The following is a 20,034-nucleotide window of genomic DNA, read 5'->3' as shown; positions in this document are numbered from 1 at the left end:
ATTCAGGGGCTGCTTTGCAGCCCAATCGCCGGCAAGCCAGCTCCCACAGGGACTGCACAAAATCCTAAAGCGAGCATTGTACCTGTGGGAGCTGGCTTGCCGGCGATTGGGCCGCAAGGCGGCCCCCGAAATCAGCGCGGAATGACTGGCTGGCGCGGTTTCTTGCCCTTGCCGCCACCGCCCTTGCCCGCTTCCTTGCGCTCCTTGGCCGCCTGCTGGTTACGCGCAAACGCTTCGGCCTTGGCCTTTTCGCGCTTGTCCCACGGCTTGCTGCCATCGCTGCCACGCGGTGGCAGGCCCGTGTGCTGGGTCAGGATTTTCTGGTCCTTGCCCACTTTGTGGCTGCCCGACGGGGTCGAGTTCTTGCGGCGCGCGCTCTGGTAGCTGTCGGTCTGCGGCTGGTGCGCCGGAATCAACTGGTGCTTGCCAGGCCCGATCAGGTCGGCGCGGCCCATGCGCTGCAGCGCTTCGCGCAGCATTGGCCAGCCTTTCGGGTCGTGGTAGCGCAAGAATGCCTTGTGCAGACGGCGCTGCTCGTCACTCTTGACGATTTTCACACCTTCGCTCTTGTAGGTCACTTTGCGCAGCGGGTTCTTACCCGAGTGGTACATGGCGGTGGCCGAGGCCATCGGCGACGGGTAGAACGCCTGTACCTGGTCGGCACGGAAGCCATTGCCCTTGAGCCATAGCGCCAGGTTCATCATGTCTTCGTCGGTGGTACCCGGGTGCGCGGCAATGAAGTACGGGATCAGGTACTGCTCTTTACCCGCTTCTTTCGAGAATTTCTCGAACATGCGCTTGAAGCGGTCATAGGTACCAATGCCCGGCTTCATCATCTTGTCCAGCGGGCCACGCTCGGTGTGCTCCGGGGCAATCTTCAGGTAGCCACCTACGTGGTGGGTGACCAGCTCCTTGACGTATTCCGGCGACTCCACGGCCAGGTCGTAGCGCAGGCCCGAGGCAATCAGGATCTTCTTCACCCCTGGCAGGGCGCGAGCCTTGCGGTACAGCTCGATCAGCGAACTGTGGTCGGTGTTGAGGTTCTCGCAGATGCCAGGGAACACGCACGAGGGCTTGCGGCAGTGCTTTTCGATGTCGTGGCTCTTGCACGCGATGCGATACATGTTCGCAGTCGGCCCGCCAAGGTCGGACACCACGCCGGTGAAGCCTGGCACCTTGTCACGCATCTCTTCGATTTCGTGCAGGATCGACTCGTGCGAGCGGTTCTGGATGATGCGGCCTTCGTGCTCGGTGATCGAGCAGAAGGTGCAGCCGCCGAAGCAGCCGCGCATGATGTTGACCGAGAAACGGATCATCTCGTAGGCCGGGATACGCGCCTTGCCGTACGCTGGGTGCGGTACACGGGCGTAAGGCATGCCGAACACGTAGTCCATTTCCTCGGTGCTCATCGGAATGGGTGGCGGGTTGAACCACACGTCCACGTCACCGTGTTTCTGCACCAGTGCACGGGCGTTGCCCGGGTTGGTCTCCAGGTGCAGCACGCGGTTGGCGTGGGCATAGAGCACCGGGTCGTTACGCACCTTCTCGAACGATGGCAGGCGGATGACCGACTTTTCCCGCGTGACCGCCGGGCTGTCGAGAATCTGTACCACCTTGGCTTCGTTCGGGTCTTCCTGGTCGCCCTTGGCCTGCTCGATGGCACAGGCCTGGGTGTCCTGGGTGTTCACGTAGGGGTTGATGATCTTGTCGACACGGCCTGGGCGGTCGATGCGGGTCGAGTCGATTTCATACCAGCCCTGCGGCGTATCACGGCGCACGAAAGCGGTGCCGCGCACGTCGGTGATGCTTTCGATGCTTTCGCCACTGGACAGGCGCTGGGCCACCTCGACCACCGCCCGCTCGGCGTTGCCGAACAGCAGGATGTCGGCGCTGGCGTCGATCAGGATCGAATGGCGAACCTTGTCCTGCCAGTAGTCGTAGTGGGCAATGCGACGCAACGATGCCTCGATGCCGCCGAGTACGATCGGCACATGCTTGTAGGCTTCCTTGCAGCGCTGGCTGTACACCAGGCTGGCGCGGTCTGGTCGGCTACCGGCCAGGCCGCCCGGGGTGTAGGCGTCGTCGGAACGGATTTTCTTGTCCGCGGTGTAGCGGTTGATCATCGAGTCCATGTTGCCAGCGGCCACGCCGAAGAACAGGTTGGGCTCGCCGAGCTTCATGAAGTCGTCTTTGGACTGCCAGTTCGGCTGGGCAATGATGCCCACGCGGAAACCCTGGGCTTCCAGTAGCCGGCCGATGATGGCCATGCCGAACGAGGGGTGATCGACGTAGGCATCCCCGGTCACGATGATGATGTCGCAGGAATCCCAGCCGAGCAGATCCATCTCCTCCCTGCTCATTGGCAGGAAAGGTGCTGGCCCGAAGCATTCGGCCCAGTACTTGGGATAGTCGTAGAGTGGTTTGGCTGCTTGCATGTCAGTGACCGGTTCTGGTGTGCAGGAAAATCGCGGGCGCGAAATATAGCACAAATTTTGACCAAATCCGACTGCATTCGTGGGGGATTGGTGGGTGGGGTGACGGTTGGCTGACTTGGGGGTTGTTTCATCCATCAACCCAATCATGGTCAATTGGCGCTCATACCCCATCAACGCCGAAGAATGGTCGCGAGCGTCCTGGCATGGGATTCCGGGCTCGATGCGGAACGACGGGTAGGTACCATTTTCGCCTTGATAGAACGTGGTCTTGCCGACGGTGAACTGAGTGTTCATTCCCATGATAATTCTCTACTGCCTGGGCGGGCCTCTTCGCGGGCACGCCCGCTCCCACAAAGTCACCACAAACTTCGCGACTTGCACCAACCTGTGGGAGCGGGCATGCCCGCGAAAGAGCCCGCCCAGGCGACATCAAAAAAAGCCTTACAAAGGCATCTGCCCTCGCAGCGGGTTGCCTTAAACAATCCGAATAGCGGTATTAATCGTCTGCGGGCTTACAGGCCCGATCGCTGCTTTGCCCACGTCAGACCTAGACCAGGCCGCCCGGAAAACCACCGCAATGGCACAAAGGCGGTAGGTTGGTATTGCAGAAACGGCCTACACGAAAGGGCACGCAATTGATTATTGGCCGGCTAACCGATCTACAACAATGGCGCTTCCCTCGACGTTCTCGGCTTTAGATCCGCGACGGCAGATGGTGAGCGCCCCCTTTTTCCCTGCTAAGTGATCTCAACCCCTCAATTTTTTACTGAATGTTTTGCTTCCTCAACCCTACGCAAACTCTAACCTGCCAATTATTAGATGGTTTTCTAAATCTTCCGAAACAATGTAGGACTTAAACCTCAAGCACCGGCAACCATTCTTACGAAAACTTTCCGCTATAAACCCGGCGCTGATCTTGAACCCAGAAAAAAACAAGTGATACAACAGTGACGCGCTGAAAGGCGCTCTCAAATCAACTTCACAGGAGTACCAACCATGGGACGTCGTCGTTCTGAAATCCATATTCCACAGGTCCCGCGCATGACCAACTATACGTTCACCGAGTCCGAGATTGATTTCCTCAATCTGCTGTAAGCGATAAACCAGAAGGGGCTCAGCCCCTTCTGGCCTTACTCAGGAGCAAAGTATGATTACCGAACGCGAGCTAAACACAGAAGAAGCCTATAATCGACTGAAAAATCTGCGTGATCGCCTTGGATTGCACTCACAAATTAAACTTTCAAAAATAAACAGCCTGGTCGCGACATGCCATCTATACGACAGTGCGTACAAAGAAGTCTCTTGCGGAGCAGGGAAAGGTGACCTTTGTGAATTAGGAGCGCTTGCCGAAAGTCTAGAGCATTATTTCGTTGACAAGGCTACTCCAATACTCATTGACAGCGACCAGATCCTGGAGTCGATCGCCCCGTATGATGACTGGTTGCTCAAGTCCATACCACCTGATTGCCGAATACCTTCCCTCAGCTTTCAGGCACTGAATACGTACGACGAAATAACCATTCCCGCTATATTGGTTGCACCGTGCTCCAAAAACATTGATGAAACAGAGAAAACTGCAGGGGGCTTCCTCGCCAAATATGCCACCAATTCTGGCACAGCACTTGGTTGCACCGAGAACGAAGCTTTACTGCACGCGATAAATGAAGCTCTCGAACGCCACGCACTCTCCATGTACTATCTGTCACTTTGCGGCCTGACGTCCCCACCAAAACTCTACAAACCCTCGAGTTCTTTTCTGGAAGAAACATTTGGCCATGACAGCAAGTTGATCCGCCAGATACATAAACTGGAAATATACCTGACCCACGATTTCTACGATGTTCCATTTTGCATCGCTGTTTCTCGCTGCAAAAAAGAAGGTTCACTCAGTAGCGTAGGTTCCGGTAGCTCTATCAATCCCGGCATTGCACTGTACCGTGCCGTGACGGAGCAAATTCAGTGCGCGGAACTTTCTGGGCCAGAAGAAAAACAAGAAGACCAAGCCGTCGCAAAAATGCTGGCGCACTCAACCCGACTTTCGGCACTTCTACACCCATGCCCCAGGTACGCGGTACCCGCTTTTCACCCTCCCCGAACTGATCTCAGCGTGCGCGGACAAGTCAAGCGAACGCTGATCAATCTGGAAAAACAAAATACGGCCGCATTCTATCGCACTCTTTATGAGCACCCGAACTTCGCTACCGTTGTCCAGGTGTTCATACCCGGACTCGAACGATTCCACCTTATCAGGTCAGGTATCCCAGTCGCGCCGCAGAGCGCGCTCAAAGGCATAGGGCAATGACATGCATCTCTATAAAGGCATTCTCGCCGCCCTAGGTGCGACGCTACTCCTGAAAATCGCGACCGTCGTACCGGCCCTAGTCTTGGCCGACATCATTGACAACCTGGCCGCTTCAGCGGCGTCTTCCCAGCTTTTGCTCGGAGCCTTCATATGCCTGGTAGCATTACAAGCGTCAATGACCCCTTTGCAGGCTTGGTGCCTGGCGCGACTTTGCCAAGAACGCGTGAAGCAACTTTCCATCCGCTGGTGCCGCGAATTGCTGGACAAACGCTTCGAGGCCTATGGACAACTCCATGGCGGAACACTGGTGAAAGTGCTGGATAGGGGGATTACCGCACAGGAGCGGTGGCTAGGCTTTTTGATTGGCTCGGCATGGCCGGTGTTGGCCGAGGCTGCAGTGCTGATAACCCTATTCGCTTACTTGGGGGCAACTTCGGTGTTGATCGGCCTCATCCCTTTGAGCCTTGTCTACCTATGGGCCAACGATCGCCTGGTGCGCTGGCGCCGACCCCATATTGAGGCAGTGAACGCGCGCGAGGATGAGCTGGCGGAACAATGGGTGGATACTTTCGCCAGCGCGACAACGGTCAAACTGGAAAAGGCCGAGGATGCCGCAATGCTCCCGGTCAATCAGACGCTTTCGCACTATGCCGAATCAGCAGTGCAGGTAGCTTACAGTGGGGGTTGGATACAGTGCCTGCGCACCCTATTCATAGGCCTGGGCAGTGGCGGTTTACTCATGTGGGGTATCCATGATCAGGGTCTGGCAACACCGCAGCTGAGCTTGGGCGAGTTAGTTGCTCTCTTTACCTTGGTGAGCGGATTGCTGGCAGGGGTTGCGCAACTCGCTGAGGCTTGGCGATTGGTAGATCAGTTTCGGCTAGACAAGCGCAAGCTCGAGCACTGGCTCCAGCTCCCCTCATTTGGCCCGGCACGCACTACCGAGCCGACGTCCCAAGGAAAGGGCGCCGGCCTGAGCATCGCCCCATGCCAGTTGCGCGCTCGGGATACTGTACAACTTAACATCGAAGAACCCTTGGTACTGCACAAAGGAGAACGGGTCGCGCTGATAGGGCCCAGCGGATGTGGCAAATCGACACTTTTGCATACGTTAGCGGGAACGATTTTCCCGTTACGCAAGGAAGTGCATCTGCAAGGCAGGTGCCTGGCCTCGCTCGACGCAAGAGAACAGTTCAGTCGCTTACGACTTTGTCCTCAGGATACGCATTTCATACCCGGCTCCCTGCCCCGCGCGGTGCTGTTCGAGCAAGCTCATGATCGCGCTCAAATCGAGCGGTGGCTTGAACGGTTGGGCCTGAGCAAAGACTGATACGAACTTGATCTGGATGCACGCGCAGAATCGATTTCCGGCGGCGAAGCACGCAGGCTGACGCTGCTACGCCTTCTTAATCAGCCTGGGGAATTCAATTTCTTTGATGAACCTACAGCTGGGCTCGATGCCGGGTCGGCAGAGCGCACTTGGGATCTGTTGTTTGAGGCATTCAACGGAAGAGGGCTGGTTTGTGTCACGCATGATCAGAGCGTGCTGTCGCGGTTTGACCGGGTTATCACCATGAGCGAGGGTCGGATCATCGGCCAAATGCAAACGAACATCGCTCAGAATCCCCCGCTAGCCGGCGCTCCTTACACCTTGTAGGAGCGGCCTTGCGTCGCGATGGGCTGCGCAGCAGCCCCAGGATTTCAGTGCAAATGCAAACAGTGTGGGGGCTGCTGCGCAGCCCATCGCGACGCAAGGCCGCTCCTACAGTGAGTTATTCATCATCATCGAAGTTGTACATGCCCGGCGCGAGGTTTTCGAAGCGGGTGTACTTGCCGATAAACGCCAAACGGACAAAGCCGATCGGGCCGTTACGCTGTTTACCGATGATGATTTCCGCCACGCCCTTGTGCTCGGTCTCGGGGTGGTACACCTCGTCGCGGTACACGAACATGATCACGTCGGCGTCCTGCTCAATTGCACCGGACTCACGCAAGTCGGAGTTCACCGGGCGCTTGTTCGGGCGTTGTTCCAGCGAGCGGTTCAGCTGCGACAGGGCGATGACCGGGCAGTTGAATTCCTTTGCCAAGGCTTTGAGCGAGCGGGAAATCTCGGAAATTTCGTTGGTGCGGTTATCACCGGCCGAACCCGGAATCTGCATCAGCTGCAGGTAATCGACCATGATCATGGCGATTTCGCCGTGTTCACGGGCCAGGCGGCGGGTGCGCGCGCGCATTTCCGAGGGGCTGATGCCCGCGGTGTCGTCGATGAACAACTTGCGGTCGTTGAGCAGGTTCACCGCCGAAGTCAACCGCGGCCAGTCATCGTCGTCCAGCTGGCCGGAACGGACCTTGGTCTGGTCGATGCGGCCCAGCGACGACAGCATACGCATGATCAGCGACTCACCTGGCATTTCCAGCGAGAACACCAGCACGGCCTTGTCGGTACGCAGTACGGCGTTTTCCACCAGGTTCATGGCAAAGGTGGTCTTGCCCATCGACGGGCGGCCAGCAACGATGATCAAGTCGGCCGCCTGCAGGCCGCTGGTCTTCTCGTCCAGGTCGGTAAAGCCGGTGGATACACCGGTAATGTCGCTGTCGGAGTTGAACAAGGTGTCGATACGGTCGATGGCCATGGTCAACAGCTCGTTGACCCCCACCGGACCACCGGTTTTCGGCCGGGCCTCGGCAATCTGGAAAATCTGCCGCTCGGCATCGTCGAGGATTTCTTCCGCGTTGCGCCCTTGCGGGTTGAAGGCGTTGTCGGCGATGTCGGTACTGATGCTGATCAGCTGGCGCAACGTGGCGCGCTCGCGAATGATCGCGGCATAAGCCTTGATGTTCGCCACCGACGGCGTGTTCTTGGCCAGTTCTGCCAGGTACGCCAGGCCGCCAACTTGCGAAGACAGGCCTTCCTTGTCCAGTTGCTCGTGCAGGGTAACCACGTCGAATGGCTGGTTGGCGTCGGCCAACTTGTGCACGGCACGGAAGATCAGGCGGTGGTCATGCCGATAGAAATCGCCGTCCGATACCTGATCCAGCACCCGCTCCCAGGCGTTGTTGTCCAGCATCAGGCCACCGAGCACGGCCTGTTCGGCCTCGATGGAATGCGGCGGCACCTTGAGGGCTGCGGTTTGCAGGTCTAGCTGTTCGGAAGTGGTGATCTCGTTCATGGCCACGAAAGAATTCTGGAGGACGAAAAAGACAAAGGGCACGGCCTGTAGGAAACAGGACCGTGCCCGATGTTAACTGCCTGGCTCGCAGGGAGCCAGCCAGTCAGCGCAGCTTAGGCAGCTACGACAACCACACGTACAGTGGCTTCAACGTCGCTGTGCAGGTGCACAGCTACGTCGTATTCGCCAACCTGACGGATAGTGCCGTTCGGCAGACGAACTTCAGCTTTGGCCACTTCAACGCCAGAGGCGGTCAGGGCGTCAGCGATGTCGTGGGTGCCGATCGAACCGAACAGCTTGCCTTCGTCGCCAGCGGTGGCAGTGATGGTCACTTCCAGCTCGGCCAGTTGGGCAGCGCGGCTTTCAGCCGAAGCTTTCTTGTCAGCGGCTGCTTTTTCCAGCTCGGCACGACGCTCTTCGAACGCAGCCAGGTTGGCGGCGTTGGCAACGGTGGCCTTGCCGAATGGCAGCAGGAAGTTACGGCCATAACCAGCCTTAACTTTTACTTTGTCGCCCAGGTTGCCCAGGTTAGCGACTTTTTCCAGCAGGATCAGTTCCATTTGGTAAAACCTCTTAACTTTTAACCTTCACCGTTCGCGGAGTCATTCCCCTTGGGGGACTTGCGACCGCGAAAATCAATCAGGCTGTCGACAATGGCCAAGACCACCAGCAACGGATAAATCAGCTGCATGATCAGCGGCAACGTCACGTACATGCCCACCAGCCAGAAACCGGCCAGTCGCCCCTGTGCCACCAGCCCGTGCATCAACGCGATGCCGGCCAGCACCAGTACCAGGCTGGAAGCCGATGCCAGAATGATGAACTGCGGACCGATAAACGGTGCCACCACCATCACTGCCACCAAGACCGCCATGGTCTGTTTCGGCAACTTCAGCTCGCGAAACTCGCGACCGAAGCCTCCAGGGTTGTACAACGCTGCTTGCCAATAGCGCGCCAGCATCAACGCCAGCACACTGAACAATTGCACCGTCACTGCTGTGGAGGCGACCAGCACAGGGCGGATCAGCTCACCGGAGAGCACGGGCTCCCCTTCGATTTTCGGCATGGCTTCGGCAAACGCCTTGGCCAGCATATCGAAGGTCTGCGCCAGTGCCAGATCAAGCACGAGGCTGAAAGCCACGGCGAACACGGCACTGGCGAGCAACACCCGGTTCCAGGGATGCTCGGCACGCAACATGGCGGCCAAGGCCAGGGCACCCGCAATCACCAGAAAGGTGATGGGATCGCCCATGACCCACACAGCCAGCCCGGCGAGCAAGCCGCCGACGATGACCGATGTAGCATCCCTGAACCCACGCCGCAGCAGCACAAGGCTGCCGGCAGCGGCACTCAACCAGAACAGCAGCGGCAGTACCGCGCTGATGACCACCACCAGGGTGGCCTGCATACGACCGCGCATGATGAAACTTGCTAACGCTCGCATGCTAATCCCTTACTGCTTGTCGACGACCCGGTCTCAGCGGCCGTGGCTGTCGGTGTAGGGCAGCAGGGCCAGGAAGCGGGCGCGCTTGATAGCGGTAGCCAGCTGACGCTGATAACGAGCTTTGGTACCGGTGATACGGCTTGGAACGATCTTGCCGGTTTCGGATACGTAAGCTTTCAGGGTGTTGAGATCTTTGAAGTCGATCTCTTTCACGTCTTCAGCAGTGAAGCGGCAGAATTTACGACGACGGAAGAAACGTGCCATTTAATAGGCTCCTCTAAAGGTCCGTGGATTACTCGTCAGCGTTATCGCTGGAGTCGCTGTCATTGCTGTCGTCGCCTTCGGCGGAGTCAGCATGCTCAGGACGCTCGCGACGCTCACGGCGCTCGCTGCGGTTCTCTTCAGCCTTCAGCATCTCGGACTGGCCGGTAACGGCTTCGTCACGACGGATGACCAGGTTACGGATCACGGCATCGTTGTAGCGGAAGTTGTCTTCCAGCTCGGCCAGGGCCTTGCCGGTGCACTCAACGTTCAGCATCACGTAGTGAGCCTTGTGAACATTGTTGATTGCGTAGGCCAGTTGACGACGGCCCCAGTCTTCCAGGCGGTGGATTTTGCCACCATCTTCTTCGATCAGCTTGGTGTAACGCTCAACCATGCCGCCGACTTGTTCGCTCTGGTCCGGGTGAACCAGGAAGATGATTTCGTAATGACGCATGAATGCTCCTTACGGGTTAGTAGTCTGCCAGTGAATCTGGTCAGACAAGGAGTGAATGACACTGTATGTCTTGCACGGAGGGGAGGCACATGAGCGCCTGCCAGCTCGGCAAGGGGCGCAATTGTAGAGAAGGCGTTGCGCACAAGCAAGGCAATTGGCGAATATTTGAACAGCCTGAAACATATTCACATGGCGTCAAGCCCCCTTCGCGGGCACGCCCGCTCCCACAGGAAAGCTGCGTTGCCAGAGGCAGCAGCGAACCTGTGGGAGCGGGCATGCCCGCGAAGGGGCCGTTACAGGCTTAAGATCAGCGCTTGGCCTGGCGCTGACGCACGGCCTCAAACAGGCAAACGCCCGTGGCGACCGATACGTTAAGGCTGCTGACGCTGCCGCTCATCGGCAACTTCACCAGGAAGTCGCAATGTTCGCGGGTGAGGCGGCGCATGCCCTTGCCTTCAGCGCCCATGATCATCACCAGCGGCCCGGTCAGGTCTTGCTGGTAGATCTCCTGCTCGGCCTCACCCGCGGTGCCGACCACCCACAGGCCACGTTGCTGCAATTTCTCCAGCGTACGCGCCAGGTTGGTGACAGCTACCAGCGGAATGACCTCGGCAGCGCCGCAGGCCACCTTGCGCACCACCGGGGTCAGGGTAGCCGACTTGTCCTTGGGCACGATCACTGCCGTGGCGCCGGCCGCATCGGCAGTACGCAGACAGGCGCCGAGGTTGTGCGGGTCGGTCACACCGTCCAGCACCAGGATCAGCGGCGGGGTTTCCGTGCGCTCGAGCAACTCTTCGAGCATCAGTTCGCCCCACACCTGGCTAGGGCTGACCTCGGCGACAACGCCCTGGTGCACCCCCTCGACCCAGGCATCCATTTCGCGGCGCTCGGCCTGGCCAACCGCCACGCGGTTTTCCGCGGCCAGTGCCAACAGCGCCTGCAGGCGTGGCTCGCTGCGCCCTTCCGACAGCCAGATCTGCTTGACCCGCTTCGGATGGTGCTGCAGCAATGCCTGCACGGCGTGCACGCCGTAGATCTTTTCCAGCTGACTCATGACTTGCTCTTGCTCTTGCGTGGCGCACCGGACTTCGGTGGGCCTTTACGGTGCTTGGTCGGTTTGCCGGTGGCCTTGCCACCTTTGTCCGACTTACTGCTGGCGTGGCCGCCCGTGCGCGCCTCGCTCATCAGCGCCTTTTTCATCTCGCGGCTCTTGCGCACTTCGGCATTACGCTGCACCGCGTCTTTCGGGAAGTAGGCTTCGGCAGCCTCGCTTTTGCGGCTGCGCGGCTTTGGCGTGGCCTTCGCCTCGCTCAGCGGCGGCTGCTCGGCCTGGTCAGCTGCTGGCGCGGCGCCGCGCTGCTTGCGACCGATAGGTGCCGCCAGGGTCGACTGGGCCACTTCGAAGTCGATCTTGCGCTCGTCCAGGTCTACCCGCATGACCTTCACTTCGATGGTGTCGCCCAGGCGGAAACTGCGCCCGGTGCGCTCGCCGGACAGGCGGTGGTGCACCGGGTCGAAGTGGTAGTAGTCGCCCGGCAGCGCACTGACGTGCACCAGGCCTTCCACGTAGATGTCGGTCAACTCGACGAACAGGCCGAAGCCGGTCACGGCGGTGATCACACCCGGGAAGGTCTCGCCCACGCGGTCTTTCATGAACTCGCACTTGAGCCAGTTGACCACGTCGCGGGTGGCTTCGTCGGCCCGGCGCTCGGTCATCGAGCACTGCTCACCCAGTTGCTCGAGGGTGTTCTCGTCGTACGGGTAGATGCGCGCCTTGGGAATGCTCATGGCACCAGCCCGCTTGACGTGCGGGGTGTCGACCTTGGAGCGGATGATGCTGCGAATGGCGCGGTGCACCAGCAGGTCCGGGTAACGGCGGATCGGCGAGGTGAAGTGGGTGTAAGCCTCGTAGTTGAGGCCGAAGTGGCCATTGTTCTCGGTGCTGTACACGGCCTGGCTCAGCGAGCGCAGCATCACCGTCTGGATCAGGTGGAAGTCCGGGCGCCCGGCGATGCTCGCCAGCAGGGCCTGGTAATCCTTCGGCGACGGGTCCTTGCCTTTGTGCAGGCTGAGGCCCAGCTCGCCAAGGAAGGCGCGCAGTTTTTCCAGGCGCTCCGGCGGCGGGCCGTCGTGCACACGGTACAGGGCTGGCACGCCGTGCTTCTGCAGGAACTCGGCAGTGGCCACGTTGGCAGCCAGCATGCACTCTTCGATCAGCTTGTGGGCATCGTTGCGCACGGTCGGGCGGATTTCCGCGATCTTGCGCTCGTCACCGAAGATGATGCGGGTTTCCTGGGTCTCGAAGTCGATGGCGCCACGGGTGTGACGCGCCTCCACCAGCACCTTGTACAGGTTGTACAGGTTCTTCAGGTCTGGCACGACCGCCTTGTACTCTTCGCGCAGCGCCTTGCCTTCACGGGTGCGCGAGTGCTCGAGCATGCTGCTGACCTTGTTGTAGGTCAGGCGGGCGTGGGAGTGGATAACGCCTTCGTAGAACTGATAGTCGACCATCTGGCCGGCCTTGTTCATGGTCATTTCGCAGACCATGGCCAGGCGATCAACGTGCGGGTTCAGCGAGCACAGGCCGTTGGACAGCTCCTCGGGGAGCATCGGCACCACGCGCTCGGGGAAGTACACCGAGTTGCCGCGCTGCTGCGCTTCGACGTCCAGGGCCGAACCCAGGCGTACATAGCTGGACACGTCGGCAATGGCCACATACAGGCGCCAGCCACCGGAGAACAGGCGCAGCTTGCCCAGCGGCTCGCAATACACGGCGTCGTCGAAGTCGCGGGCGTCTTCACCGTCGATGGTGACGAACGGCAGGTGACGCAGGTCGATGCGCTTCTCTTTGTCCTTGTCTTCGACTTCAGAACGGAACTTGCGCGCTTCCTTGATCACGTCCTTGGGCCACACATGGGGGATATCGTAGCTGCGCAAGGCAACGTCGATTTCCATGCCGGGGGCCATGTAGTTGCCAATGACCTCCACCACGTCGCCTTGCGGCTGGAAGCGCGGGGTTGGCCAATGGGTGATCTTGATCTCGACGAACTGGCCGATCTTGGCACCACCGTTGCGCCCCGCAGTCACCAGCACTTCTTGCTGGATCTTGGGGTTGTCGGGGGTCACGTAGCCGATGCCGCCTTCTTCGAAGTAACGGCCGACCACGCTTTCGTGGGCGCGGGAGATGACCTCGACCAGCACGCCTTCGCGACGGCCGCGGCGGTCCACGCCGGACACGCGCGCCAGGCCGCGGTCACCGTCGAACACCAGGCGCATCTGCGACGGGCTGAGGAACAGGTCTTCGCTGCCGTCATCTGGAATAAGGAAACCGAAGCCGTCGCGGTGGCCAGAGACGCGGCCGCAGATCAGGTCCAGCTTGTCTACCGGGGCATAAGTGCCGCGCCGGGTATAGATAAGCTGGCCATCGCGCTCCATGGCACGCAGACGGCGGCGCAAGGCTTCGATCTGGTCTTCTTCATACAGACCAAATTCTTTCGCCAGCTCCTCGCGTGCGGCGGGCTCGCCACGGTCGGCAAGGCATTGCAGGATCAGCTCACGGCTGGGAATGGGGTTATCGTATTTTTCCGCTTCGCGAGCGGCCTCGGGATCGAGGGATTGCCAATCGGCCATCAGAAGGGGTTCACCTTGGGGTATATAGATAGGAATTCTGGCATAGGCGTATTGAAACCGGAAATGTCGGCCTTGGACAGCCCCCGCTGCAGTGCGTAAACAGCAGGAATAGGCCAGTGGAATCAACAAGTTGAAATTTTTGAATTTTTTTTTGCCAAGGGGGTTTACAGCCCCCCAAGCCGCCCGTATAGTGCGCACCACAACGACGGACTAGCCCGAAGTTGTAATAGAGATTAGCGGCGCTGTAAAGCACCAAATAATCTCGAATGTGTGCCCAGGTGGCGGAATTGGTAGACGCGCTGGTTTCAGGTATCAGTGACCGCAAGGTCGTGGAAGTTCGAGTCTTCTCCTGGGCACCAAGTATTTCAAGTAACAGATGACCAAGGATCTGTTACTACTGTGTGAAAGCGAACGATAGTCGCCTTCTACAGCTGATGTAAAGCTTTGCCCAGGTGGCGGAATTGGTAGACGCGCTGGTTTCAGGTATCAGTGACTTAACGGTCGTGGAAGTTCGAGTCTTCTCCTGGGCACCATACAAAAACCCACTAGCTTGCTAGTGGGTTTTTTCTTGCCTGCGGTTTTTGTACCCTCCCCCACCCCTCGCACCATGGTCTGACGATGAATTTATCGTCACCCGGCCACATGAGAAACGATTTCGTTTACCATTGTTTCCAAATATGTTGCCGTAAGCGAGGAAGTACCCGCATGACGATCCGCCCGCAACCGCTGATGCGCACCTTGGCCGCCGCCGTGCTGAGCCTGGTCATCGGCGCTCCGGCCGCCATGGCTGACGCACCGGTCACCCTGACCATGTACAACGGTCAGCACAAGGAAATCGGCGAAGCCATCGCCAAGGCCTACGAGGCCAAGACCGGTATCCACATCAATATCCGCAAAGGCAGCAGCAACCAGCTGGCCAGCCAGATCATCGAGGAAGGCGATCGCTCGCCGGCCGACATCATCTACACCGAAGAATCGCCACCGTTGAACAACCTGGGCGAACTGGGCCTGCTGGCGAAGATCGACGACGCCACGCTGAACATGCTGCCCAAGGAATATGTGGCTGCCAACGGCACCTGGATGGGCGTTACCGCGCGCACCCGCGTGGTGGTCTTCAACCCGAAGAAGATCGACGAGAAAGACCTGCCGACCACCGTCATGGACTTCGCCAACCCTGACTGGGAAGGCCGCGTAGGCTATGTACCGACCAGCGGTGCGTTCCAGGAGCAGGCCGTTGCCATCCTGAAGATGCACGGGCGTGAAGCCACCGAAGAATGGCTGACCGGCCTGAAGGCCTTCGGCAAGACCTACACCAACAACATGGTCGCGCTGAAGGCCGTGGAAAAAGGCGAAGTGGCTGCCGTACTGGTGAACAACTATTACTGGTACGCCTTGGAGCGTGAGCGCGGCAAGCTCGATTCGAAACTGTACTACCTGGCCGACGGCGACGCCGGCAATCTGGTGACCATCTCGGGCGCCGCGGCCGTGAAGGCCAGCAAGCACCCGAAAGAGGCCCAGGCCCTGCTCAACTGGATGGCCAGCGAAGAAGGCCAGCGCGTGATCACCCAGACCACCGCGGAGTACCCATTGCACAAAGGCATGGTTTCGGACCGCGGCCTGAAACCGTTCGATGAACTGCGCCCGCCGAAGATTTCGCCAGCTGACCTGGGTAATGCCGAAGAAGCCATCGAGCTGGAACGCGAGGTCGGCCTGCTCTGATGACCGCCGCCCTGTCCACCCCGCTGCCGGTACGCTTCGTACCGCGCCGCAAGCGCCCTTCAATCTGGGTCGTGCTGCCTGTGCTGTTCCTGGTGGCGATGAGCTTGCTGCCCCTGGCCTATGTGGCGATCAAAGCCTGGGAAGCCGGCTGGCACGAAGCCCTGTACCTGCTGTGGCGGCCCTTTGTCTGGGGGCTGATGCGCAATACCCTGCTGCTGATGGTCGGTGTAACGCTGACCTGCATGGTGGTCGGTCTGGCGCTGGCCTGGCTGCTGGAGCGCAGCAACCTGGCCGGTCGCCGGCTGTGGGGGGTGGTGCTGTGCCTGCCGTTTGCCGTACCGTCGTTCGTCAGCAGCTTCACCTGGGTATCGCTTAGCTCGGACTTCGAAGGGTTGGGCGGGGCGATCATGGTCATGGCCCTGTCCAAGTACCCGCTGGTGTTCCTGCCGGTGGCCGCGACCCTGCGCAATCTCGACACCTCCCTGGAGGAGTCGGCGCGCACCCTGGGTTGTAGCCGCTGGGGCGTATTCACCAAGGTGACCCTGCCCCTGCTGTGGCCATCGATGCTTGGCGGTGCCCTGCTGATTGCCCTGCACATGCTGGTGGAGTTCGGTGCGCTGTCGATTCTCGGCCTGCAAACCTTCACCACGGCGATTTACCAGCAGTTCGAACTGGAGTTCAGCAACGCCAACGCGGCCATGTTGTCTGCCGTCCTGTTGGCGATGTGCCTGGTGATGCTGTGGCTGGAGCTGCGCGTGCGCGGCAAGGCCCGCCATGTACGCATCGGCCAGGGCGTGGCACGCCGTGCACAACCGGTGCGGCTGCGTGGTTGGGCGGTGCCGGCGCAGCTGTTCTGCCTGGGCCTGGCAGTGCTGGGCAGCGGCATTCCCCTGGCGATGCTCGGCTACTGGCTTAGCGTAGGTTCGTCAGCGGCATTCCCGGTGGCGGCCATTTCCAAGGCGCTGTTCACCTCACTGTCCGTGTCACTTGGCGGTGCCGGCTTCTGCGTGCTGTTGGCGCTGCCGATCAGCTTCCTGGTGGTGCGCTACAAAGGCCGCCTGGCGATCTGGGCCGAGCGCCTGCCGTACCTGCTGCACGCCCTGCCCGGCCTGGTGATCGCCCTGACCCTGGTGTTCTTCGCCTTGCACTATGTGCCGGCGCTGTACCAGACCACGGCACTGTTGCTGCTGGCCTATGCACTGCTGTTCCTGCCGTTGGCGCAATCGCCGGTGCGCACCGCGCTGAACAAGGCTTCGCCAACGCTGGAAGAAGCTGCGCGTACGCTGGGTGCGAGCAGTTTTGCCGCGTTCTGCCGGGTGACCCTGCCGATTATCTTCCCGGCCATGGCGGCAGCGTTTGCCCTGGTGTTCCTGGATGCCATGAAAGAGCTTACGGCAACGCTGCTGCTCAGCCCGACCGGCATGACCACCCTAGCGACCGAGGTGTGGGCGCATACGGCAAACGTCGAGTTCGCGGCGGCGGCGCCTTATGCGGCATTGCTGATTGTGGTGTCGGGGATGCCGGTGTATTTGCTGACTACGCGGATGTATCTGAACAAGGCTTGAAAGCTTGCCCAGGCTGCCATATGGCCTGGGCACAAGCCTGAGTATTTGAGACCTCATCACAAGTTCACTTTAAAACTCCCATCACACACACGCTGACTGCCATACAAGCGAGCAGGATAGACTCGATTATCGTCAAAGCTTCGGTACTCATTCTCGCGCTCTTGCTACAGGCCCGACTGACACTAGCGCCCAGCGCTAACCACCCAGCATCGAAGCTAACATTGCGTCACCTCCTTTGGATACGCTTGTAGCCATCCAGAAACAGCAACCATGAACCAAGCCCAATTCCCACGCCATGGCTATGGGCTATGGGCTATGGGCTATGGGCTATGCTTCACCTTCATATTCAGCGCTGTCTACAAATTCGCCAACATCCGACGCACGATCAGGCCATGTACCTGGCCAACCGGCAGCATGTACAGCCGGCCAAAGGCATTGAAACACCGCACCGACGTGGTCACTTTCAAGCGCTGCCCATTCACATCCATGCAGACCATCACCGCCAAGTGCGTATCGCGCGACGTCAGCACCAGTTGCTGGTCGCTGATGGCCTCGACAGTGAAGAAGTCCAGATGCTCGCCGTCGGCTGGCACATGCCCAGGATTCTGGGGAGTGAAGCCATGGATATCGGCGACATTGAATCGACGCGAGATGAAGTCACGAATGCGGAAGGCCTTGGCCAGCCAGGCGGGAACATCCGAGGTCATGGCGCAGTAGGCTTGCAGGGCGGTCATCGGGGCAGTGAGCTGTCTGCTGGCACTGTGGAGGAAATCGAGGTCTGCCTGGGCGGCGACCAATTGGGCGGACATGAGCAACTCCCTTTGTCATGTGTCGCTGACAGCATAGCAACATGACTCGCTGTAGGAGCGGCCTTGTGTCGCGAAAGGGCCGCGAAGCGGCCCCAGCAATGGATGTGTTTACGCGAATATCCTGGGACCGCTTGGCGGTCCTTTCGCGACGCAAGGCCGCTCCCACAAGAAGAGACTGCGCAGGATTCAGGCCCGGAACTGGCCCAGGCTGGCGCGTAGCTGAGCCGCCAAGTCATCCAGCACCTTGCTGCTGGCCGTGGTCTGCATCACCACCTCAGCCGAGCGTTCGGCCTGGGCATGGATGTTCTCCACCCGCCCCCGCACCGCCTGTGCGCCATGGGCCTGTTGTTCGGCAGCGCGAGTCGCCAAACCAATGGCCGCGTGAACTTGCTCCACCGCAGCCTGCACCGACTGCTGGCGACGTTCGTTGTCGCGCAGCACCAACAGGCCTTCACTGGCCTTGAGCCCGGCCTGGCTGATAGTAGCCACGGCCTCCTTGGCGCCCTTCTGTAACGCGGCGATGTGCGACTGTATATCGCCAGTGGAGCTTTGTGTCTTGCTCGCCAGCGCCCGCACCTCATCGGCCACCACGGCAAACCCGCGCCCGGTCTCGCCTGCCCGGGCCGCCTCGATGGCGGCGTTTAAGGCCAGCAGGTTGGTCTGCTCGGCGATGCCGTGAATAACCGTCAGCACCACTTCGATCTGCTCACTCTGCTTGGCCAGGCGCTCGATCACCTGGGAGCCCGTCTCCACTTGGCCGGCCAGGTTCTCGATCAAGCTCGCCAGCTGGGTCGAGCTGCGGCTGTTGTCGTCGGTGGCCTGGCGAATATCCACCACCTGCTGCAGAGCCGCCTGCATCGCATGGCTTTCGGCCTGGGCTTCGTCAGCCATGCTCGACAGGTCGCGCAGGCTCGCTGCCACTTCATCACGCTGCAGCGCGGCAGCAGCATCGGCGCCGGCATTGCGCTGGGCCATCGCGCCTATCTCCACGCCGGTACGCTGCGCCACTTCGCCCGCCTCCCGCACGATTGGCTGCAGCTTGTCGACAAAACGGTTCACCGCCGAGGCCATGTCGCCAATTTCATCGCGGCTGTCGAGTGGCACGCGCTTGGTCAGGTCGCCCTCGCCGGCCGCAAGGTCATTCAGGGCAGTTATCAACAGGCGCAACTTGCTCAGCACCCGGCGCCCCAGCACCACGGCAACGACCAGCAATACACCTAACCCCACCAGCGCCAGGCCCAGGCCGATGCGCCAGCGCAGCTCGGCAGCGGCATCGCGTACGGTCTGCGCGGTATTGGCCTGCATTGCCGCTGCACTGCCCTGTGCTTTCTGCAGGCGTTCGCGCAGGGTGTTGCCGCTGTCGGCGGCAGCACCGTTCAGGCTGTCGCCAACCAACTGTTCACCACTGGCAATCAGCGCCGAAAAGCGCTGGTCAAGGGCCTTGAGTTCCTGGTCGATGCCTGCGGTGGAAACCCCCATCACCACTTTGCCGATTTCCGCACCATTGGGGTTGATCGGCGCTTCCACGAAGTACACCGCCGGGTCGCGCCGGGCGGCGTCGATCACCTTATCCAGCGCGCGCTCGCCTTGGCCTTTCTCCATCAACGCCTGGTTGATCGGGTTTTGCCGGTTCAGGTAGCGGGTCAGGTGCTGGCCCTGCGCGTCGTCGTAGATCACGAACAGCACATTGGGATTGCGCTGGGCGCGGCGGGCGAAGTCGGAGAGTACCGGCACGTCGTTATCCCAGATCGCCCGCGGGGCGACCGAGGCCAGCAACTCGGCCATGTCGCTGGCCGAATCCTTGAGGTTCTTCTCCAGGGTGCTGCGCAGTTGCTGCTGCTCGCTTTGCAGGCGCGTCGCCAACCCCGCGCTGAGGCGCTGGCGAGTGCTGCTGGACAGGCCGTCGAGGCCCGAACGTACATCTTGCCCGGCCTGCTCCAGCTCGCTGGCGAGTTGGCGGCTGTCATTACCCAGGCGCTCGCCAAGGTCGGCCTCCAGGGCAGTCACCGTGCTGCGGGTGAGGGCAACGGCAACCAGTACCTGCACCAAAAGCGCGATACCAAGGGCAACAAACACAGGCCGCAGAAGGCGGCTTCGTAACAGTGAGAGGATGGCAGACACGTTGTAACCCTCGTGTTTTCTGGCGCCACTATTTTGATGGCATCGTCAGATGTTTCTTACAGCAAGGGTTGTGCCGGGGGGAGCAGGGATATGCGCCAAGGTTGAGCAACGGGGTTGCCTG

Annotated in this window: 15 protein-coding genes and 2 tRNA genes; 7 read left to right on the top strand and 10 right to left on the bottom strand. The window is 60.1% G+C overall.

The genetic code is table 11. The features are described from left to right. Positions 1 to 131 precede the first annotated feature (131 nt). Positions 132 to 2,435 carry a YgiQ family radical SAM protein gene (locus DMX12_RS05485; protein WP_110676641.1) on the bottom strand — a complete coding sequence of 768 codons (2,304 nt, stop codon included), beginning with the start codon at positions 2,433 to 2,435 and terminating at the stop codon, positions 132 to 134. Between the two features lie 996 nt (positions 2,436 to 3,431). Here DMX12_RS05485 and DMX12_RS05480 point away from each other — a divergent pair. Genes DMX12_RS05480 through DMX12_RS05470 form a run of 3 tightly spaced genes read left to right on the top strand, consistent with a single transcriptional unit; the run spans position 3,432 to position 6,067 of the window. Continuing rightward, the gene (locus tag DMX12_RS05480) at positions 3,432 to 3,530 is read left to right on the top strand and encodes an alginate O-acetyltransferase (protein WP_110676639.1); all 99 of its coding nucleotides are present in this window, start codon (positions 3,432 to 3,434) and stop codon (positions 3,528 to 3,530) included. Between the two features lie 52 nt (positions 3,531 to 3,582). Beyond that, complete coding sequence (locus tag DMX12_RS05475) at positions 3,583 to 4,737, top strand: YcaO-like family protein (RefSeq protein ID WP_110676637.1); 1,155 nt, start codon at positions 3,583 to 3,585, stop codon at positions 4,735 to 4,737. A gap of 1 nt (position 4,738) precedes the next feature. After that, on the top strand, positions 4,739 to 6,067 hold the full coding sequence (locus DMX12_RS05470; protein ID WP_232108440.1) for an ATP-binding cassette domain-containing protein: 1,329 nt from the start codon (positions 4,739 to 4,741) through the stop codon (positions 6,065 to 6,067). A 442-nt stretch (positions 6,068 to 6,509) separates the two neighbouring features. Here the strand turns inward: DMX12_RS05470 and dnaB are convergent, their stop codons facing one another. The 7 genes from dnaB to rnr form a co-directional block, all read right to left on the bottom strand. Further along, on the bottom strand, positions 6,510 to 7,907 hold the full coding sequence (dnaB, locus tag DMX12_RS05465) for a replicative DNA helicase (protein WP_009681285.1): 1,398 nt from the start codon (positions 7,905 to 7,907) through the stop codon (positions 6,510 to 6,512). 113 nt (positions 7,908 to 8,020) lie between these two features. Beyond that, positions 8,021 to 8,467, bottom strand: a complete 447-nt coding sequence (gene rplI, locus DMX12_RS05460) for a 50S ribosomal protein L9 (protein ID WP_003249568.1) — start codon at positions 8,465 to 8,467, stop codon at positions 8,021 to 8,023. Positions 8,468 to 8,487: 20 nt separating this feature from the next. Beyond that, a complete protein-coding gene (locus DMX12_RS05455; RefSeq protein WP_110676635.1) occupies positions 8,488 to 9,351 on the bottom strand; it encodes a hypothetical protein in 864 nt (287 codons plus the stop codon). Positions 9,352 to 9,384: 33 nt separating this feature from the next. After that, positions 9,385 to 9,615 carry a 30S ribosomal protein S18 gene (gene rpsR, locus DMX12_RS05450; protein WP_003249563.1) on the bottom strand — a complete coding sequence of 77 codons (231 nt, stop codon included), beginning with the start codon at positions 9,613 to 9,615 and terminating at the stop codon, positions 9,385 to 9,387. Between the two features lie 28 nt (positions 9,616 to 9,643). After that, a complete protein-coding gene (gene rpsF, locus DMX12_RS05445) occupies positions 9,644 to 10,069 on the bottom strand; it encodes a 30S ribosomal protein S6 (RefSeq protein ID WP_003249557.1) in 426 nt (141 codons plus the stop codon). A 307-nt stretch (positions 10,070 to 10,376) separates the two neighbouring features. Then, on the bottom strand, positions 10,377 to 11,123 hold the full coding sequence (gene rlmB, locus DMX12_RS05440) for a 23S rRNA (guanosine(2251)-2'-O)-methyltransferase RlmB (protein WP_029887883.1): 747 nt from the start codon (positions 11,121 to 11,123) through the stop codon (positions 10,377 to 10,379). Then, positions 11,120 to 13,699: a ribonuclease R gene (gene rnr / locus DMX12_RS05435; RefSeq protein WP_110676633.1), complete on the bottom strand. Its 2,580-nt coding sequence runs from the start codon at positions 13,697 to 13,699 to the stop codon at positions 11,120 to 11,122. Before rnr ends, rlmB begins: the two co-directional genes overlap by 4 nt. Positions 13,700 to 13,971: 272 nt before the next feature. Here rnr and DMX12_RS05430 point away from each other — a divergent pair. The 4 genes from DMX12_RS05430 to DMX12_RS05415 all read left to right on the top strand — a co-directional run bounded on the left by DMX12_RS05430 (position 13,972) and on the right by DMX12_RS05415 (position 16,983). After that, positions 13,972 to 14,058 (top strand) — tRNA-Leu (locus DMX12_RS05430). Positions 14,059 to 14,145: 87 nt separating this feature from the next. Further along, a tRNA-Leu gene (locus tag DMX12_RS05425) sits at positions 14,146 to 14,232 on the top strand. Between the two features lie 172 nt (positions 14,233 to 14,404). Continuing rightward, positions 14,405 to 15,418, top strand: coding sequence for an extracellular solute-binding protein (locus tag DMX12_RS05420; RefSeq protein ID WP_110676631.1), 1,014 nt, complete (start codon positions 14,405 to 14,407; stop codon positions 15,416 to 15,418). Beyond that, positions 15,418 to 16,983 carry an iron ABC transporter permease gene (locus DMX12_RS05415; RefSeq protein WP_110676629.1) on the top strand — a complete coding sequence of 522 codons (1,566 nt, stop codon included), beginning with the start codon at positions 15,418 to 15,420 and terminating at the stop codon, positions 16,981 to 16,983. The genes DMX12_RS05420 and DMX12_RS05415 overlap by 1 nt, the downstream gene beginning before the upstream one ends. A gap of 356 nt (positions 16,984 to 17,339) precedes the next feature. Here DMX12_RS05415 and DMX12_RS05410 read toward each other — a convergent pair whose 3' ends face one another. Then, complete coding sequence (locus DMX12_RS05410) at positions 17,340 to 17,792, bottom strand: DUF2867 domain-containing protein (protein ID WP_110676628.1); 453 nt, start codon at positions 17,790 to 17,792, stop codon at positions 17,340 to 17,342. Positions 17,793 to 17,978: 186 nt separating this feature from the next. Continuing rightward, positions 17,979 to 19,913, bottom strand: a complete 1,935-nt coding sequence (locus DMX12_RS05405) for a methyl-accepting chemotaxis protein (protein WP_110676627.1) — start codon at positions 19,911 to 19,913, stop codon at positions 17,979 to 17,981. Positions 19,914 to 20,034 lie beyond the last annotated feature (121 nt).

The sequence above is a fragment of the Pseudomonas sp. MB-090624 genome (assembly GCF_003205245.1).
GTDB classification, from domain to species: domain Bacteria; phylum Pseudomonadota; class Gammaproteobacteria; order Pseudomonadales; family Pseudomonadaceae; genus Aquipseudomonas; species Aquipseudomonas juntendi.
This window is presented reverse-complemented; position numbering and strand designations above follow the sequence as displayed.

Excerpts from the sequence above, each read along its gene's own strand:
- rplI (WP_003249568.1), bottom strand. The coding sequence starts at position 8,467 with ATGGAACTGATCCTGCTGGAAAAAGTCGCTAACCTGGGCAACCTGGGC.
- rnr (WP_110676633.1), bottom strand. The coding sequence starts at position 13,699 with ATGGCCGATTGGCAATCCCTCGATCCCGAGGCCGCTCGCGAAGCGGAA.
- rlmB (WP_029887883.1), bottom strand. The coding sequence starts at position 11,123 with ATGAGTCAGCTGGAAAAGATCTACGGCGTGCACGCCGTGCAGGCATTG.
- rpsF (WP_003249557.1), bottom strand. The coding sequence starts at position 10,069 with ATGCGTCATTACGAAATCATCTTCCTGGTTCACCCGGACCAGAGCGAA.
- DMX12_RS05455 (WP_110676635.1), bottom strand. The coding sequence starts at position 9,351 with ATGCGAGCGTTAGCAAGTTTCATCATGCGCGGTCGTATGCAGGCCACC.
- dnaB (WP_009681285.1), bottom strand. The coding sequence starts at position 7,907 with ATGAACGAGATCACCACTTCCGAACAGCTAGACCTGCAAACCGCAGCC.
- DMX12_RS05475 (WP_110676637.1), top strand. The coding sequence starts at position 3,583 with ATGATTACCGAACGCGAGCTAAACACAGAAGAAGCCTATAATCGACTG.
- DMX12_RS05410 (WP_110676628.1), bottom strand. The coding sequence starts at position 17,792 with ATGTCCGCCCAATTGGTCGCCGCCCAGGCAGACCTCGATTTCCTCCAC.
- DMX12_RS05415 (WP_110676629.1), top strand. The coding sequence starts at position 15,418 with ATGACCGCCGCCCTGTCCACCCCGCTGCCGGTACGCTTCGTACCGCGC.
- DMX12_RS05470 (WP_232108440.1), top strand. The coding sequence starts at position 4,739 with ATGCATCTCTATAAAGGCATTCTCGCCGCCCTAGGTGCGACGCTACTC.
- DMX12_RS05420 (WP_110676631.1), top strand. The coding sequence starts at position 14,405 with ATGACGATCCGCCCGCAACCGCTGATGCGCACCTTGGCCGCCGCCGTG.
- rpsR (WP_003249563.1), bottom strand. The coding sequence starts at position 9,615 with ATGGCACGTTTCTTCCGTCGTCGTAAATTCTGCCGCTTCACTGCTGAA.
- DMX12_RS05485 (WP_110676641.1), bottom strand. The coding sequence starts at position 2,435 with ATGCAAGCAGCCAAACCACTCTACGACTATCCCAAGTACTGGGCCGAA.
- DMX12_RS05480 (WP_110676639.1), top strand. The coding sequence starts at position 3,432 with ATGGGACGTCGTCGTTCTGAAATCCATATTCCACAGGTCCCGCGCATG.